The sequence below is a fragment of the Kineococcus sp. G2 genome, assembly GCF_037154035.1.
Classification (GTDB): domain Bacteria; phylum Actinomycetota; class Actinomycetes; order Actinomycetales; family Kineococcaceae; genus Kineococcus.
Map to the genome: position 1 here is coordinate 49,908 of NZ_JBBBEM010000093.1, position 15,141 is coordinate 65,048.

The 15,141-nt window shown below is 77.3% G+C and carries 12 protein-coding genes; 8 read left to right on the plus strand and 4 right to left on the minus strand.

Annotated features, from left to right (window positions below):
• Positions 1–61 precede the first annotated feature (61 nt).
• Both V9U69_RS13700 and V9U69_RS13705 read right to left on the minus strand, forming a co-directional pair.
• A complete protein-coding gene (locus V9U69_RS13700) occupies positions 62–766 on the minus strand; it encodes a response regulator (protein ID WP_337062381.1) in 705 nt (234 codons plus the stop codon).
• Positions 763–2,394, minus strand: coding sequence for a sensor histidine kinase (locus V9U69_RS13705; protein ID WP_337062382.1), 1,632 nt, complete (start codon positions 2,392–2,394; stop codon positions 763–765). Before V9U69_RS13705 ends, V9U69_RS13700 begins: the two co-directional genes overlap by 4 nt.
• 165 nt (positions 2,395–2,559) lie before the next feature.
• Between V9U69_RS13705 and V9U69_RS13710 the strand changes: the two genes are divergently transcribed.
• On the plus strand, positions 2,560–3,951 hold the full coding sequence (locus V9U69_RS13710) for a cation:dicarboxylate symporter family transporter (RefSeq protein ID WP_337062383.1): 1,392 nt from the start codon (positions 2,560–2,562) through the stop codon (positions 3,949–3,951).
• A gap of 143 nt (positions 3,952–4,094) precedes the next feature.
• Here the strand turns inward: V9U69_RS13710 and metX are convergent, their stop codons facing one another.
• Together metX and V9U69_RS13720 are read right to left on the minus strand one after the other, a co-directional pair.
• A complete protein-coding gene (gene metX, locus V9U69_RS13715) occupies positions 4,095–5,402 on the minus strand; it encodes a homoserine O-acetyltransferase MetX (RefSeq protein WP_337062384.1) in 1,308 nt (435 codons plus the stop codon).
• Between the two features lie 38 nt (positions 5,403–5,440).
• Positions 5,441–6,775 carry a bifunctional o-acetylhomoserine/o-acetylserine sulfhydrylase gene (locus tag V9U69_RS13720; RefSeq protein WP_337062385.1) on the minus strand — a complete coding sequence of 445 codons (1,335 nt, stop codon included), beginning with the start codon at positions 6,773–6,775 and terminating at the stop codon, positions 5,441–5,443.
• Positions 6,776–7,124: 349 nt separating this feature from the next.
• Between V9U69_RS13720 and V9U69_RS13725 the strand changes: the two genes are divergently transcribed.
• The 7 genes from V9U69_RS13725 to eda all read left to right on the plus strand — a co-directional run bounded on the left by V9U69_RS13725 (position 7,125) and on the right by eda (position 15,128).
• The gene (locus V9U69_RS13725) at positions 7,125–7,481 is read left to right on the plus strand and encodes a hypothetical protein (RefSeq protein ID WP_337062387.1); all 357 of its coding nucleotides are present in this window, start codon (positions 7,125–7,127) and stop codon (positions 7,479–7,481) included.
• A 62-nt stretch (positions 7,482–7,543) separates the two neighbouring features.
• Complete coding sequence (locus tag V9U69_RS13730; protein ID WP_337062389.1) at positions 7,544–8,557, plus strand: zinc-dependent alcohol dehydrogenase; 1,014 nt, start codon at positions 7,544–7,546, stop codon at positions 8,555–8,557.
• 61 nt (positions 8,558–8,618) lie between these two features.
• Positions 8,619–9,965: a DUF2254 domain-containing protein gene (locus tag V9U69_RS13735; protein ID WP_337062390.1), complete on the plus strand. Its 1,347-nt coding sequence runs from the start codon at positions 8,619–8,621 to the stop codon at positions 9,963–9,965.
• Between the two features lie 185 nt (positions 9,966–10,150).
• Positions 10,151–12,850 (plus strand): putative bifunctional diguanylate cyclase/phosphodiesterase, encoded by a 2,700-nt coding sequence (locus V9U69_RS13740; RefSeq protein ID WP_337062392.1) that lies wholly within the window; start codon positions 10,151–10,153, stop codon positions 12,848–12,850.
• A 79-nt stretch (positions 12,851–12,929) separates the two neighbouring features.
• Positions 12,930–13,370 (plus strand): PGPGW domain-containing protein, encoded by a 441-nt coding sequence (locus V9U69_RS13745; RefSeq protein ID WP_337062393.1) that lies wholly within the window; start codon positions 12,930–12,932, stop codon positions 13,368–13,370.
• Between the two features lie 82 nt (positions 13,371–13,452).
• The gene (locus V9U69_RS13750) at positions 13,453–14,454 is read left to right on the plus strand and encodes a C-terminal binding protein (RefSeq protein WP_337062394.1); all 1,002 of its coding nucleotides are present in this window, start codon (positions 13,453–13,455) and stop codon (positions 14,452–14,454) included.
• 23 nt (positions 14,455–14,477) lie between these two features.
• Positions 14,478–15,128 (plus strand): bifunctional 4-hydroxy-2-oxoglutarate aldolase/2-dehydro-3-deoxy-phosphogluconate aldolase, encoded by a 651-nt coding sequence (eda, locus tag V9U69_RS13755; RefSeq protein ID WP_337062395.1) that lies wholly within the window; start codon positions 14,478–14,480, stop codon positions 15,126–15,128.
• Positions 15,129–15,141: the final 13 nt, after the last annotated feature.

Here is a 15,141-nt window from a genome sequence, read left to right on the forward strand (position 1 = left end):
GCGCGTCGCCGCGCCCGGGTGGCCCCGCCCCACCGCCCGCCCCACCGCCCGACGCGCCGCGTCACAGCGCCGCCGTCGGCAGGTACGCCAGCTCCGGGCGCCCGGAGCCGCCGTAGCGCGGTTCCCTGCGCACTCGCCCGGCGCCGGCCAGGTGCTCCAGGTAGCGGCGGGCGCTGACGCGGGAGAGGCCGGTGGCGGCGGCCGCCTCCGCCGCGGACAGGCCGGTGCCGGGCGGCGCGGCGCGCAGCGCGCCGACGACGGCCTGCAGGGTGGCGGGGGCGACCCCGCGCGCGGGCCCGGCGGAGGTGCGCAGCTGCGCCAGGGCCTCGTCGATGGCGTCCTGGTCCATGGCGGCCCCCGCGGCACCACCGGCGCGGGCCACCTCGTCGCGGAAGCGCGCGTAGGAGCGCAGCCGCTCCTCCAGCGACGCCGCCGTGAACGGCTTCAGCAGGTACTGCACGACCCCCATCGACAGCGCCTGGCGCACCACGGCCGGCTCGCGCGCGGCGGTGACGGCGATGACGTCGGCGCTCACGGCGGCGGCGCGCAGCGCCCGCAGCACCTGCAGGCCGTCCACGTCGGGCAGCGTCATGTCCAGCAGCACCAGGTCGACCCCGCCGGCACCGACGGCGGCCAGCGCCTCCCGGCCGGAGTGCACCGTCCCCGCCACGGTGAACCCGGCGACGTCCGCCACGAGCCGGGCGTGGGCCGCGGCGAGCACCGGGTCGTCCTCCACGACGAGCACCCGGACCGGGCCGGCGCTCACCGCCGCCCCACCGGCAGGCGCACCACGAGGGTGCCGCCGCCGTCGTCGAGGGTCACCGGTTCCTCCACGGCCACCGACCCGCCGTGCCGGCGCACCACCTGGCCCACCAGGGCCAGCCCCAGCCCGTGCGAGCCGCCGGGCGACAGCCGCTGCTCCTTGCGCGACCAGCCGCGCCGCATCGCGCGCTCGAGCAGGTCGGCGGGCAGCCCCGCACCGGAGTCCGTCACCCGCACCTCCACGGCCCGCACGCCACCACCGCCACCCCCGCCCTCGTCACCGCCGCCCTCGCAGGTGGTGCGCACCCGCACCCAGCGCGGCTCGGTGCCCGCCATCGCCGCCTCCACCGCGTTGTCCAGCAGGTTGCCGACGACGGTGACCAGGTCGCGCGCAGGCAGCAGCCCCGCCGGCAGCGCCGTGTCCGGCTCCACCTCCAGCTCGACGCCGCGCTCGGCGGCCTGGGCGGACTTGCCCACCAGCAGGGCCGCGACCGCCGGGTCGGCGACGTCCGCGACGACGAGGTCGGTGAGCTCCTGCGCCGCGGCCAGCTCCGCGGTGGCGAAGCGCACCGCCTGCTCGGTGCGGCCCTGCTCCACGAGCGTGACCACGACGTGCAGCCGGTTGGCCGCCTCGTGGGCCTGCGAGCGCAGCGCGTCGGCGAGGCCGCGCACCGCGTCCAGGTCGCGCGTGAGCGCCTGCAGCTCCGTGTGGTCGCGCAGGGTGACGACGGTGCCGACGCGGCGGCCCTCCCAGCGGGCGTCGAGGCGGCTGACCACCAGGACGCGGTCGTCGGTGACCTGCACGTCGTCGACGACGTCCTCCGCGCCCTCCGCGAGGCGGCGCACCGCCGGCGGCAGCTCCACGCCCGCCTCGCCGTCGGCAGCGCCCTCCGGGCCGGGCGGCAGCAGCCGGCGCGCCTCGTCGTTGACGACCTGCACCCGCCCCTCCGGGTCCAGCACCACCAGGCCCTCCCGCAGCGAGTGCAGGACCGCGTCGGTGACCTCCCACAGCCGCGTCAGGTCCGCCGGCTCCAGGCCGTGGGTGCGCCGGCGCACCCAGCGGCTCAGCGCGAGGCTGCCGGCCACGGAGACGGCCAGGGCCACGGCCGCGGCCCCCAGCACCAGAGGCAGCCGCCCCAGCAGGTCCTGCGCCAGCGCGCGGGTCGTCACCCCGGCCGCCACCGCACCGACGACGCGGCCGTCGGCGGCGCGCACCGGCACCACCGCCCGCACCGACGGCCCGAGGGTGCCGGTGTAGGTCTCCACCACCCGCCCCCCGGCCAGGGCCGCGGCCGCGTTGCCGACGAAGCGGCCGCCGACCCGGTCCGGGTCCGGGTGCGTCCAGCGCACCGTGCCGGTGTCCATGACGGTGATGAAGTCGGTGCCGGTGCGGCGGCGCACGTCCTCGACGTGGGCCCGCACGGCGGCGCGCTCGTCGGCGAGCGCCGGGTCGGTGGTGCCGCCGGGCACGGCCAGGCCGGTGCGCACGTCCGGGTCGGTGGCGACGGTCTCCGCGACGGCGGTGACGAGCTGGGCGGCGTCGCGGTGGCCGTCGGCGCGCAGCTGCCACACCAGCGCCGCGACGCAGCCGACGGTGACGACGGACACCACGAGCAGCTGCAGGACGAGCACCCGCGAGGCGAGGGTCCAGCGCCGCCGGCGGGACGGGGGCGTCGCTCCCCCGGTGCGGCGGGCGGCGCGGCGGGCGGCGCCGTGAACGAAAGGTGCAGAAGCACGACCGGCGCGCGAGCGTGTGAGCACCATCACCTCCGTACCCCCCGGTCACAGGAGGATCCCATGAGCACAGGCGCTCAGCCCGGCACCCGCACGAAGGACCGCACCCACTACCTCTACATCGCCGTCATCGTCGCCGTGGCGCTCGGCATCGCGGTGGGCCTGCTGTTCCCCGACGTGGGCACGGCCCTGAAGCCCCTCGGCACGGGCTTCGTGGCCCTCGTGAAGATGATGATCTCGCCGATCATCTTCTGCACGATCGTGCTGGGCATCGGGTCGGTGCGCAAGGCCGCCCAGGTGGGCCGGGTGGGTGGCACCGCGCTGCTGTACTTCATGGTGATGAGCGCGTTCGCGCTGGTCATCGGCCTGGTGGTCGGCAACCTGCTGCCGACGACGGACCTGCAGCTGACCGACGACCTGCGCGGGCGCGGCGGCGAGCTCGCCGAGGCCGCCCACGAGTCCGGCGGCACCGTCGACTTCCTGCTCGGCATCATCCCCACGTCGCTGCTGTCCGCCCTCACCGACGGCTCGGTCCTGGAGACGCTGTTCGTGGCGCTGCTGGTGGGCTTCGCGATCCAGGGCCTCGGCGAGCGCGGGGAGGGCGCGCTGCGGGGCGTGGAGACCATCCAGCGGATCGTCTTCAAGGTGCTCGCGATGGTGATGTGGGTGGCCCCGGTCGGTGCGTTCGGCGCCATCGCCGCGGTCGTCGGCGAGACCGGTGTGGACGCGCTGAAGGCGCTGGCGACCGTGATGGTCGGCTTCTACGTCACCTGCGCGCTGTTCGTCTTCATCGTGCTGGGGCTGCTGCTGCGCCTGGCGGCGAAGGTGTCGATCTTCACGCTGCTGCGCTACGTGGCCCGCGAGCTGCTGCTCATCGTGTCCACGTCCAGCTCGGAGACGGCGCTGCCGCGGCTCATCGCGAAGATGGAGCACCTGGGCGTCTCGCGCCCCACCGTCGGGATCGTCGTGCCCACCGGGTACTCCTTCAACCTGGACGGCACCGCCATCTACCTGACGATGGCGTCGCTGTTCATCGCGAACTCCCTCGGTCAGCCGCTGTCGATCGGTGAGCAGGTGTCGCTGCTGGTGTTCATGGTCATCGCCTCCAAGGGCGCGGCGGGCGTGTCCGGGGCGGGCCTGGCCACCCTGGCCGGCGGCCTGGCCTCGCACCGCCCGGCGCTGCTGGACGGCGTGGGCCTCATCGTGGGCATCGACCGCTTCATGTCCGAGGCGCGCGCCATCACGAACTTCATCGGCAACGCGGTGGGCACCGTCGTCATCGGCACCTGGACGGGGCAGATCGACCGGGCCCGCGCCGCGCAGGTCCTCGCGGGTCGGCTGCCGTTCGACGAGCGGAGCATGGACCCCTCGCACGAGCAGCACACCGAGGTCCTGGAGCCGGAGACCGGCGCGGGCGGCACCCCCGCCCCGCGCGAGGTGGCCGGCACGCGCTGACCGCCCCCTCCCCCGACCGGCGCCGCCGGTCCACCGACGAGGCCCCCGCCGCGCACGCGGCGGGGGCCTCGTCGCGTCCGGCGACGGCCAGCGGCACCCGGACGGCGACGGCGGAGCCGTGCGCGCACCCCCGGGCGGCCGCGTCAGCGGGCGCCGAGGGCGAGGACCTCGCGCACGAGCGGGGCGATCTGCTCCGCCTCCACCAGGAAGCCGTCGTGGCCGGCGGTGGAGGTGATCAGCCGCAGCCCGCCGACGGTGGCCGGGGAGGCGGCGGTGCGCTCGGAGTCGGCCACCGGGTACAGCCGGTCGGAGTCCACGGCGGCCACGACCATCGGCACGGTGATCGCCGCGAGGGCGGCGTCGGTGCCGCCGCGCCCCAGCCCGACGTCCCAGGTGTTCAGGGCGTCGGTGAGCGCGACGTAGCTGCCGGCGTCGAAGCGGCGCACGAGCTTGGCGGCGTGGTGGTCCAGGTAGGACTGCACGGCGAAGCGGCCGGGGCGCTCGGGCGCCAGGGGGTCCTCACCGGGCTGGGCGAGGCGGCCGAAGCGGGCGTCGAGCTCGGCGGGGCTGCGGTAGCTGAGGTGCGCGAGGCGGCGGGCCAGCCCCAGGCCGGTGTGCGGGCCCTGCCCGTCGGGCAGGTCGTGGTAGTCGCCGCCGCACCAGCCGGGGTCGGAGACGACGGCGGTGATCTGCGCGCTCTGGGCGCCGATCTGGTCGGCGGTGGAGGCGGGGCACGTGGCCAGCACGAGGGCGGCGCCGACCCGTCCCGGCTGGGCGGCGGCCCACTCCAGGGAGCGCATCCCGCCCATGGAGCCGCCGAGGACAGCGACGAAGCGGGCGATGCCGAGGTGGTCGGCCAGGCGGGCCTCCGCGGCGACCTGGTCGGCGACGGTGATCCGCGGGAACGCCGAGCCCCAGGGCCGGACCGAGCCGGGCCGGCGCGTGGCCGGGCCGGTGCTGCCCTGGCACCCGCCGAGGACGTTGGCGGCCACGACGAAGAAGCGGTCGGTGTCCAGCGCCCTGCCGGGACCGACGAGCTCGGGCCACCAGCCGGGCGTGGGGTGGCCGTCGCCGGCGTCGCCGAGGACGTGGGAGTCGCCGGTGAGGGCGTGCTCGACGAGCACGGCGTTGGAGCCGTCGGGGGCGAGGGTGCCCCACGTCTCGTACGCCAGGCGCACCTGCGGCAGCACCCCGCCGAGCTGCAGCGGCAGGTCGCCGACGTCGGCGAACCGGCGCCGGCCGACGGGGTCGCCCTCCCGCCAGGCGCCCGTGGCCGGCGGGGCGGCGGTGCGCGCGGCGGGCAGGGCCGCCGCCACCGCGCGCGCGGCCGCCGCCGGGCCGTCCGCCGCCTCGTCCAGCGCGGCACCCGGCGCGCCGCCCACCACCCCGTCCGACGCCTCGCCCACCACGCCGTCCACCACGTCGACCGCCACGTCCCCCGCGCTCCTCATCCCGTCCAGTGTCGCCCCGCGCCGTGCGTCCGCCGCGCTCAGGCGGCGGCCGCGGCGAAGCCGAGGGCGAGGTCGGCGAGGACGTCCTCGACCGCCTCGATGCCCACGGACAGGCGGACCAGGCCCGGTGTGACTCCGGAGGAGAACTGCTCCTCGACGGTGAGCTGGCTGTGGGTGGTGGAGGCGGGGTGGACCACCAGGGAGCGCACGTCACCGATGTTGGCGACGTGGCTGTGCAGGACGAGGGCGTCGACGAACCGCTTGCCGGCCTCGAGCCCGCCGGCGATCTCGAAGGCGAGCACGGAGCCGGAGCCGCGCGGGACGTACCGCTGGGCGTTGGCGTGCCAGGGCGAGGACGGCAGGGAGGCGTAGTTCACCTTCTCGACCTGCGGGTGGGCCTGGAGGAACTCGGCGACGGCGCGGGCGTTGCGCACGTGCCGCTCCATGCGCAGCGACAGCGTCTCCAGGCCCTGGGCGATCAGGAACGCGTTGAACGGGGAGGCGGCGGGGCCGAGGTCGCGCAGCAGCTGCACGCGCGCCTTGGTGACGTACGCGGCCGGGCCGACGGCGTCGGTGAAGACGACGCCGTGGTAGCTGGGGTCGGGGGTGCTCAGGCCGGGGAAGCGGCCGGAGGCGGCCCAGTCGAAGCGCCCGGAGTCGACGAGGACGCCGGCGATGGAGGTGCCGTGCCCGCCGAGGAACTTGGTGGCCGAGTGCACGACGACGTCGGCGCCGTGCTCGATCGGGCGCACCAGCCAGGGGGTGGCGATCGTGTTGTCCACGACGAGCGGCACGCCGGCGGCGTGGGCGGCGTCGGCGACGGCGGCGATGTCCATGACGTCCCCGGCGGGGTTGGAGATCGTCTCGCCGTAGAACAGCTTCGTCTCCGGGCGCACTGCGGCGGCCCAGGAGGCGGGGTCGTCGGGGTCCTCGACGAACGTGGTGGTCACGCCCGTCTTGGGCAGGGTGTGCTTGAAGAGGTTGTACGTGCCGCCGTACAGGCGCGGGCTGGCGACGACGTGGTCGCCGGCGTGGGCGATGTTGAGCACCGCGAGCGTGGCGGCGGCCTGGCCGCTGGCGGTGAGCAGGGCGCCGACGCCGCCCTCGAGCGCGGCGACGCGCTCCTCCACGACCGCCTGGGTCGGGTTCATGATGCGCGTGTAGATGTTGCCGAGCTCGGTGAGGCCGAAGAGGGCGGCGGCGTGGTCGGTGTCGCGGAAGGCGTAGCTGGTGGTCTGGTAGATCGGCAGCGCCCGCGCGCCCGTGGTGGGGTCGGGCTGCTGGCCGGCGTGGACCTGCAGGGTGTCGAAGCTCCACGCGGCGGTGGCGGCGGGGCTGGCGGGGGGCGTGCCGGGGTTCTCGTCCGTGCTCACGGTGGGGTCCTCGTCCGTCGGGGGTGGTGGGGGCGTCAGCGGTGACGCGGACACCAGCCGTCGAAGAGGTACGGGCGCCGGCCCGGCCAGAACGGGTCGAGCACGACCAGGACCGGGAGCATGGCCCGATGGTGCCGCCGGGACGCCCGTGCGGGCAACTCCCGGCGGGTGCGGGGGGGCGGGGGACGCGCGGCCGTTCCCCTGATCCCCCGTACCGCGACCCGCAGTGCCCGACCCGTCGCCCAGCGAGACGAGGAGGCATCTGGCAGTCTGGCCGCGACCACGATGGGCGACCATGTGATCACACAGGATCACCACGCCTGCGGAACCCGCGAACAGCAGGAGCAGCATGGACGACGACCGCACCACCACCGCCGACGCCGCCGTCGTGGACGAGTCCGTCCAGGTCGTGCGCTGGGACGCGCCCCCGTGGGCCTCCCGCGGCCTGGAGGTCGAGGGCGGCTGGCTGCACCGCTACGAGGCGCGCGTCGTGCCGCTGGAGGGTGACGAGGGCGCCGAGCGCCCCTGCCCCGTGCGGCTGGAGTCCACCGACCTCGCCTACGCCGAGGACGGCCAGACGGTGCTGCGCCGCTTCGGGCCCCGCGTCTTCCTCGGCGACACCGCCCAGCTGTCCCTGCCCGAGGCGCGCCGCCTCGTCGCCGCGCTCACCGAGGTCATCGAGCGCGCCGAGGACGGCCGGCGCTAGCACGCCGGCCGCCGGTGGCGGCCGGCGCGGGGACGTCCACGGTGGGCAGTAGGTTCTGGCGCATGGCTCCCTCCCGCGCCGTGCGCGTCGTCTCCCCCGGTCAGCTCGAGGTCGTCGACGTCGAGGTGGCGCCCCCCGGCCCCGGTGAGGCCCTGGTGAAGGTCGCCCACTGCGGCATCTGCGGCTCCGACCGCGAGGTGTTCGCCGGCACCCGCCCCGCCGAGTTCGTCCGCTACCCCGTCGTGCCCGGCCACGAGTGGTCCGGCACCGTCGAGGCCGTCGGCGCCGGCGTCCCCGAGGAGATCGTCGGGCGCGGTGTCGTCGGGCAGGGCATCCGCACCGCCGAGGGCACCCCCGCCTCCGTCGCCGGCGACACCGAGGGCTGGGAGCAGGAGTACGAGGAGACCGGCTTCACCCTGCCCGGCGGCTGGGCGCAGTACCTGACGATCCCCGCCCGCTACCTGCACCTGCTGCCCGAGGGCGCCGACCTGCGCGCCGCCGCCGGCATCGAGCCGGCCGCGTGCGTGGCCGAGGCCGTGCTGCTCGCGGACGTCTCGGCCGGCTCGAAGGTGGCCGTCGTCGGCGCCGGCACCCTGGGCCTGCTCGCCGTGCAGCTGCTGCGCGGCGCCGGCTGCGAGGTCACCGTCGTGCACCGCAACGACAGCCGCGAGGAGCTCTCCCGCCGCTGCGGGGCCGCGCACTACACGACCACCGAGGGCGCCGCGGCGCTGGAGGGCACCTTCGACGCCGTCGTCGAGGCCGCCGGCGCCCCCGGCGTGGCCCGCACCTCCGTGCGCCTGGCCCGCCGCGGCGGACGCGTCGTGCTCACCGGCATCCCCGCCGCCGACGCCGACGACCTCTCCTCCCTGGAGCTGGTCTCGCGCAACGTGCACGTGCTGACCGTCTTCGGCGCCCCCACCCGCGCCTGGGCGTACGCGGTGCGCGCCTTCGCCGCCGGCGTGCTGGACCCGACGGTCCTGATCACCCACGAGTTCGGCATCGAGGACGCCGCGAAGGCGCTGGACGTCCTCGGGGACCGCTCCTCCGGCGCGCTGAAGGTGCTGCTGCACCCCTGACCGGTGCGGCGGTGGCGGCCGCCGGCGAGCGCCGGCGGCCGCGAGCCGACAGGATCGCGCCGTGCGCACGTGGGTGGTGAACCGCTGGGAGGACGCCCGGTCGAGGCTGTGGTTCCTGCCGGGGGTGATCGTCCTGTTCGAGGCGCTGCTCGCCGAGGTGCTGGTGTGGGTCGACAGCACCTACGGCGACACCACCGGCGCCGCCGGCTCATGGCTCTTCAGCGGGTCCGCCGACGCCGCCCGAACTCTGCTGTCGGCCATCGCCGGCTCCCTGCTGACGGTCGTCTCGATCGCCTTCTCGCTGACGATGATCGCGCTGCAGCAGGCGTCCTCGCAGTTCTCCCCGCGCATCCTGCGCGGCTTCACCTCCAGCCTCACCAACCAGCTGGTCATCGGCGCCTACACCGGCACGTTCGTCTACGCGCTGCTGGTGCTGCGCACGGTGCGCAGCGGCGACCAGAGCACGGTGTTCGTGCCGGGCCTGGCCGTGACCACCGCGGTCCTGCTGGCCCTGACCTGCATGGGGCTGCTCGTCTTCTTCATCCACCAGGTGTCCCTCGCGCTGCAGGTCTCGGTGGTGATCTCCCGGCTGCGCGACGACCTGCTGGAGCAGCTCAGCGACGGCCACCCCGGCGAGGTCGGGCGGCCGGCCCCCGCGGCGGACGAGCGCCCGGAGCGGGCCGCGGCGCTGCGCCGGGAGGTGGCCGGGCGCCCGCACACCCTGGTGCGCGCCCAGCACGGCGGGTTCGTGCGCGGCATCGACGCGGACCGGCTGCTGAGCACCGGCGAGCGCGCCCACGCCGACGACCCGACGGTGGTGCACCTGCGTGCCAGGGTGGGCAGCTTCGTGGCCCGCGGGTCGGTGCTGGCGGCGGTGGCCCCGCCCCCGGAGCCGAAGATCGTGGACGACGTCCGCCGCTCCGTGCTGCTCGCCGACGAGCGCACCCCCGCGCACGACCCGCTGTTCGTGGTGCAGCAGCTGGTGGACGTGGGGCTGCGCGCGCTGTCGCCGTCGACGAACGACCCCACCACCGCCGAGCACGTCCTGCTGCACCTGGGGGACGCGCTGGGCACCGTCGCCGACCGGGACCTGGAGCCGCCGGTGCGCACCACCCGCGACGGCCGGCTGCTCCTGCTGGTGGAGCGCCCGGGCTGGGCCGACCACGTCGACGCCGCCTTCAGCCAGCTGCGCCGCGCCGGCGCGTCGCACGTCTCGGTGACCCTGCGCCTGCTGGAGGTGATCGCGTCCCTGGGGGAGCGCGTGCCGGCCGGGCGCGTGGAGCCGCTGCTGGACCAGGTGCGGGAGGTCCTGGAGGTGGTCGAGGACCAGCCGTGGACGGCCGCGGACCGCCGCCAGGTGCGCGAGCGGGCGGAGGCGCTGGCGCAGGAGCTGGCGGCCGCGCGCTGAACGGGCGGCGCGGATCCCCTCGAACCGCTTGACCGCTGGACCACCGTGGCCTTCCCTGGAGGGGTGTCCCCGAGCTCCCCGGCCGGGCCGTCGCGCTGGGCCGAGCGGGTGGCCGTGCGCGGCGTCCGGGTCGTCCCGGCACCGCGCCGCTCAACGGGCGCGGTCCCCGCGCCGACGTGCGCACCGTGATCCCCCCGACGGGTCGCCGCGGGCGCGGCGGCACGCTGCAGCAGCGGCTGCTCGCCCTCGTCCTCGTCCCCGTGCTGGGGGTGGCCCTGCTGGTGGGGGGGCTGGTGCGCGACCGCACCGCGCAGCTGCGCTCGGTGGAGGACGTCGTCGCCCAGGTCCGCGCGGCGGTCGCGCTGGACGCCGCGCGGGTCGCGGTGGTGCAGGAGGCCGTGCCGGCGCTGGTGCTGCGCGCCCACGGCAGCGCGGCCACCCCGCAGGAGCTGGCGGGGCTGGAGGCCGCCGACGTGCAGCGCCAGCTGGCGCTGGCGCGCGCCGGCGTGGACCGGGCGCTGGCCGAGGCCCGCGGCACCCTCGCGGCGCCCGAGGCGCGGCGGACGGCGGAGGCGCTGCGGGTGCTGCGGACGCGCACGGCCGACGACGGCACGGCCGAGGCGCTGTTCAGCGACTACGGCGCGCTGTCGAGCCGGCTGGGCGTGGACGTCGCCGCGCACGTGCGCCGCGCCCGCGCCCAGGGCCTGGACGGTGCGGGCACGGCGGCCGTCGGCGACCTGCTGCGCGTCTCGCACGCCACGACGCTGGCCAGTGCGGAGCTCCCCCTGCTGCTGACCGCGGCGCTGGCCGACGGCGCCCGCGCCGACGCGGCCCGCGGCCGCTTCGTGGAGGTGTGGGGCGGCTACCGGTACGCCGCCGCGGAGGTCGTGGCGAACTCCTCCCCGGACGTGGTGACGGCCTGGGCCGCGGCGGTCGCGGGCCGGGCGCGCGCCGTGGACGCCGCCGCCGCGGCGGCGGCCACGGCCGGTCAGGTGCCGTCGCAGGAGCGCCTGCCGGCGCTGCTGGAGGCCAACGCGCAGCGGGAGGCGGGGCTGCGGGCCACCTTCGACACGGCGGCGGCCCTGGCGGTGGAGGCGGCGACGGCCCAGTCGCGGCGCGTCCGCTCGCAGCTGAGGTCCCTGGTGGCCCTGGCGGCCGGGCTGCTCGCGGTCAGCCTGGTCGGCACGCTCGTGGTGCGCCTGTCCCTGACCCGGCCCCTGGACCGGCTGGCGGCGCAGGCCCGGGCCGTGGGCGCCGGTGAGCTGGTGGACGTGGAGGAGTCGGGCCCGGAGGAGGTGCGCACGGTCGCGCGCGGCCTGGCGGCCGCCGTGGAGGGCCTGCGCCGCCTGCGCGACCAGGCGCAGGCCGTCGCCGGCGGCGACCTGGACTCCGAGGCGGCCCGGCGGCCCCTGGAGGGGCCGCTGGGCGAGGTGGTGCACGCCTCGGTGTCCCAGCTGATCACGGCCATCCAGGAGCGCGAGCGGCTGCGCGCCGACCTGACGCACCAGGCGTCCCACGATGCGCTGACGCAGCTGCCGAACCGGGCGCGGGCGCAGGTGCTGCTGGAGCGGGCCCTGCGCGACGCCGAGCGCGGCGGGCACCGCACGGGCCTGATGTTCGTCGACCTGGACCGGTTCAAGCACGTCAACGACTCCCTCGGGCACGCCGCCGGCGACGAGCTGCTGCGCGTGGTCGCGGCCCGCATGGGCGCGACCGTGCGCGCCGGGGACGTGGTGTGCCGCCTCGGCGGGGACGAGTTCCTCGTCCTGGTGCCGGTCGTGGCGGCCCCGGACGCCGCCGCGGGCCTGGAGGGGCTGCGCGAGCCGGCGCAGCGGCTGGTGGAGGCCGTGAGCGAGCCGCTGCGGCTGCGCGGGCGGGAGGTGCGGGTGGGTGCCAGCGTGGGCGTGGCGCTGAGCGGGCCGGGCACCGGCCCGGAGCAGCTCCTGCACGACGCGGACGCGGCGGCGTACCGGGCCAAGGCCGCGGGCCGCGGTGTCGTGGAGGTCTTCGACGAGCGGATGCGCGCGGAGCTGGACGAGCGCAGCGCCACGGAGGAGGCGCTGCGCACCGCGCTGGTGCGCGGGGAGCTGGTGCTGCACTACCAGCCGGTCCTGGACCTGGCGTCCGGCCGCACCCGCAGCGCGGAGGCGCTGGTGCGCTGGTCGCGCCCCGGGCACGGTCTCGTGCGCCCGGACGCGTTCGTGCCGGTGGCCGAGCGCTCGGACCTGGTGTGCGACCTGGGGCGGTGGGCGCTGCGCGAGGCGACCGCGCAGCTGGGCCGCTGGGACGCCGAGGGCGGTGAGCGCACCGGGCTGGCGGTGGCGGTGAACGTCTCCGGGCGGCACCTGGCCTCGCCGCGGCTGCTGGACGACGTGCTGGAGGCGCTGGCCGCCGCCCGCCTGGACCCGGCCCGGCTCACGGTGGAGATCACCGAGACGGTGCTGGTGGACGAGCCGCTGGCCCTGGAGCACCTGCGGGCGCTGCGCGAGGCGGGGGTGCGCGTCGCCATCGACGACTTCGGCACCGGTTACACGTCGATCGGGCAGCTGTCCCGCCTGCCGGTGGACGTGCTGAAGATCGACCGCAGCCTGGTGGCGTCCATCGACGCCGGGCACGCGGCGCTGGTGCGCCTGGTGGTCAGCGCTGCGCACTCCTTCGGCCTGGGGGTGGTCGCCGAGGGCGTGGAGGAGCCGCACCAGCTGGCGCACCTGGTGGCGACGCGGTGCGACGCGGCGCAGGGTCACCTGTTCGGGCGGGCGGTGCCGCCGCAGGAGCTGGCGACGCCGCGGCTGCCGGCACCGGGTGCCGCCCTCGCGGGTGCCGCCGCCCCGCCGGCACCGCTGGCGGCACCGCTGTCCGCGCCGATGCCGGCACCGCGGGGCTGAGCTCCCGGGTGCGGGGCCCCCGCGCCTGGCCGAGCATCGGGGCGGACGCGAGGAGCCGACGACGCACCGGGAGGGTGCCGTGACGCGACCGGCGCACGCCGTGAAGAAGACCGTCGTCACCGTCGGCGGAGGGGCCCTGACGCTGGCCGGGGTGGCGCTGCTGGCGCTGCCCGGCCCCGGGTTCGTCCTCGTCGCCGCCGGCCTGTCGGTGCTGGCCACGCAGTACGCGTGGGCGCGCCGGCCGCTGCGCCGCGCCCAGCGGGAGGCGTGGCGGGGCGTGGAGGAGGTCGGCCGGCACCGCTCGCGGGCGGTGCTGTCGGTGGTGTGCGCGGTGGCGCTGACCGCGCTGGGGGTGCTGGGCCTGCTGGGGGTGCCGCTGCCGCTGCTGAGCCCGCTGACGGGGGCGTTCCTGGCGCTCAGCGGGGTGTTCCTGGGCGGGGTGGTCGCCTGGGCGCACAGCGGGCGGGGGCGGCGGGAGCGCGCCGGGCACCGGGCGCGCGACCGGCGGCGCCGGCGCTGAGAGGCTGCAGGACGTCGCGCGAGGCCGGTCCACGGTCCGCGGCAGATCTGCCCGCCCGTCACCCCGCGTCCCGGAGGACCCCGTGAGGATCGTCATCACCGAGTGCGACCACGACTCGTTCGAGCCCGAGCAGGAGGTCGCCGCCGCCGCCGGCGCCGACCTCGTCCTCACGCAGTCCCGCTCGCAGGCGGAGGTCGTCGAGAACGCCACCGGCGCCGACGGGATCCTCGTGCAGTACGCGCAGATCACCGCCGACGTCATGGACGCGCTGCCCCGGCTGCGCGCCGTCGGCCGCTACGGCGTGGGCGTGGACTCCGTCGACGTCGAGGCGGCCACCGCCCGCGGCATCGCCGTGTGCACCGTCCCCGACTACGGGGTCGACGCCGTCAGCGACCACGCGATCGCGCTCACCCTCGCCGCGGCGCGCGGGATCGTCCGGATGGACCGCTCGGTGCGGGCCGGGCGGCCGGACCTGGCCGCGGTGCGTCCCGTGCACGCCGTGCGCGGGCGGACGTTCGGCGTGGTCGGCACCGGCCGCATCGGCACCGCCACCGCCCGCAAGGCCGCGGCCCTGGGGTTCGAGGTGATCGGGCACGACCCCGGCGGCACCGCCTCCGACGACCTGCCCCTCGTGGGCCTCGACGAGCTGCTGGAACGCTCGCACGTCGTCTCGCTGCACGCGCCGCTGACCGACGCCACCCGCGGGCTGATCGGCCGCGAGCAGCTGGCCCGAGTGCGCCCCGACGCCGTCCTGGTCAACACCAGCCGCGGCGGGCTCGTCGACACCGCAGCGCTCGTCGAGGCGCTGCGCCGGGGCCGCCTCGCCGGCGCCGGCCTGGACGTCACCGACCCCGAACCGCTGCCGGCCGGGCACCCGCTGCTGGAGATGGACCAGGTGGTGCTCACCCCGCACTTCGCCTGGTACACCGAGGAGTCGTACGCGGAGCTGAAGCGGCGCACCGCCGCCAACGTCGCCGACGTCCTGCTCGGCCGCCGCCCCCGCGACGTGCTGAACCCGCAGGTCCTGGGCGCGCCCGGGCGCAACAGCGCCTTCCCCGCCGACGGCGGCCGGCCCGCCCGCTGACCCCACCCCAGGAGGAGCCCCCCGTGGACACCACCCCCGCCGCGGCCGGCGACCCGATCGCCGCCGCCACCGCCGCCCGCCTGGTGCCCGTCGTCGTCCTCGACGACGCCGCGCACGCCGCCCCGCTCGCCGACGCCCTCGCCGCCGGGGGGCTGCCCGTCGCCGAGGTCACCTTCCGCACCCCCGCCGCGGCCGACGCCGTGCGCGCGATGACCGACCGCGGCGGGGTCCTCGTCGGCGCCGGCACGGTGCTGAGCGCCCGGCAGGTCGACGAGGCCGTCGCGGCCGGCGCCCGCTTCGTCGTCTCCCCCGGCCTCAGCCGCGCCGTCGTCGAGCGCTGCCGCGAGCACGGTGTCGCCGTCCTGCCCGGGGCGGTGACGGCCACCGAGGTCCAGGCCGCCCTGGAGCTGGGGCTGGAGGTGCTGAAGTTCTTCCCCGCGGCCACCTCCGGCGGCCCGGCGGCGATCGCCGCGCTCGCGGCCCCGTTCGGGACGGTGCGCTTCGTGCCCACCGGCGGGATCGGGCCGGACGACCTGGGCCGCTACCTGGCGCTGCCCGCCGTGGCGGCCGTGGGCGGGTCCTGGATGGTGCCGCGCGAGCGGGTCGCCGCCGGCGACTTCGCCGGGATCACCAAGCTGACCGCGGACGCCGTCGCCCTCGCGGGGCGCGCGTGAGCGACGGGCCGGT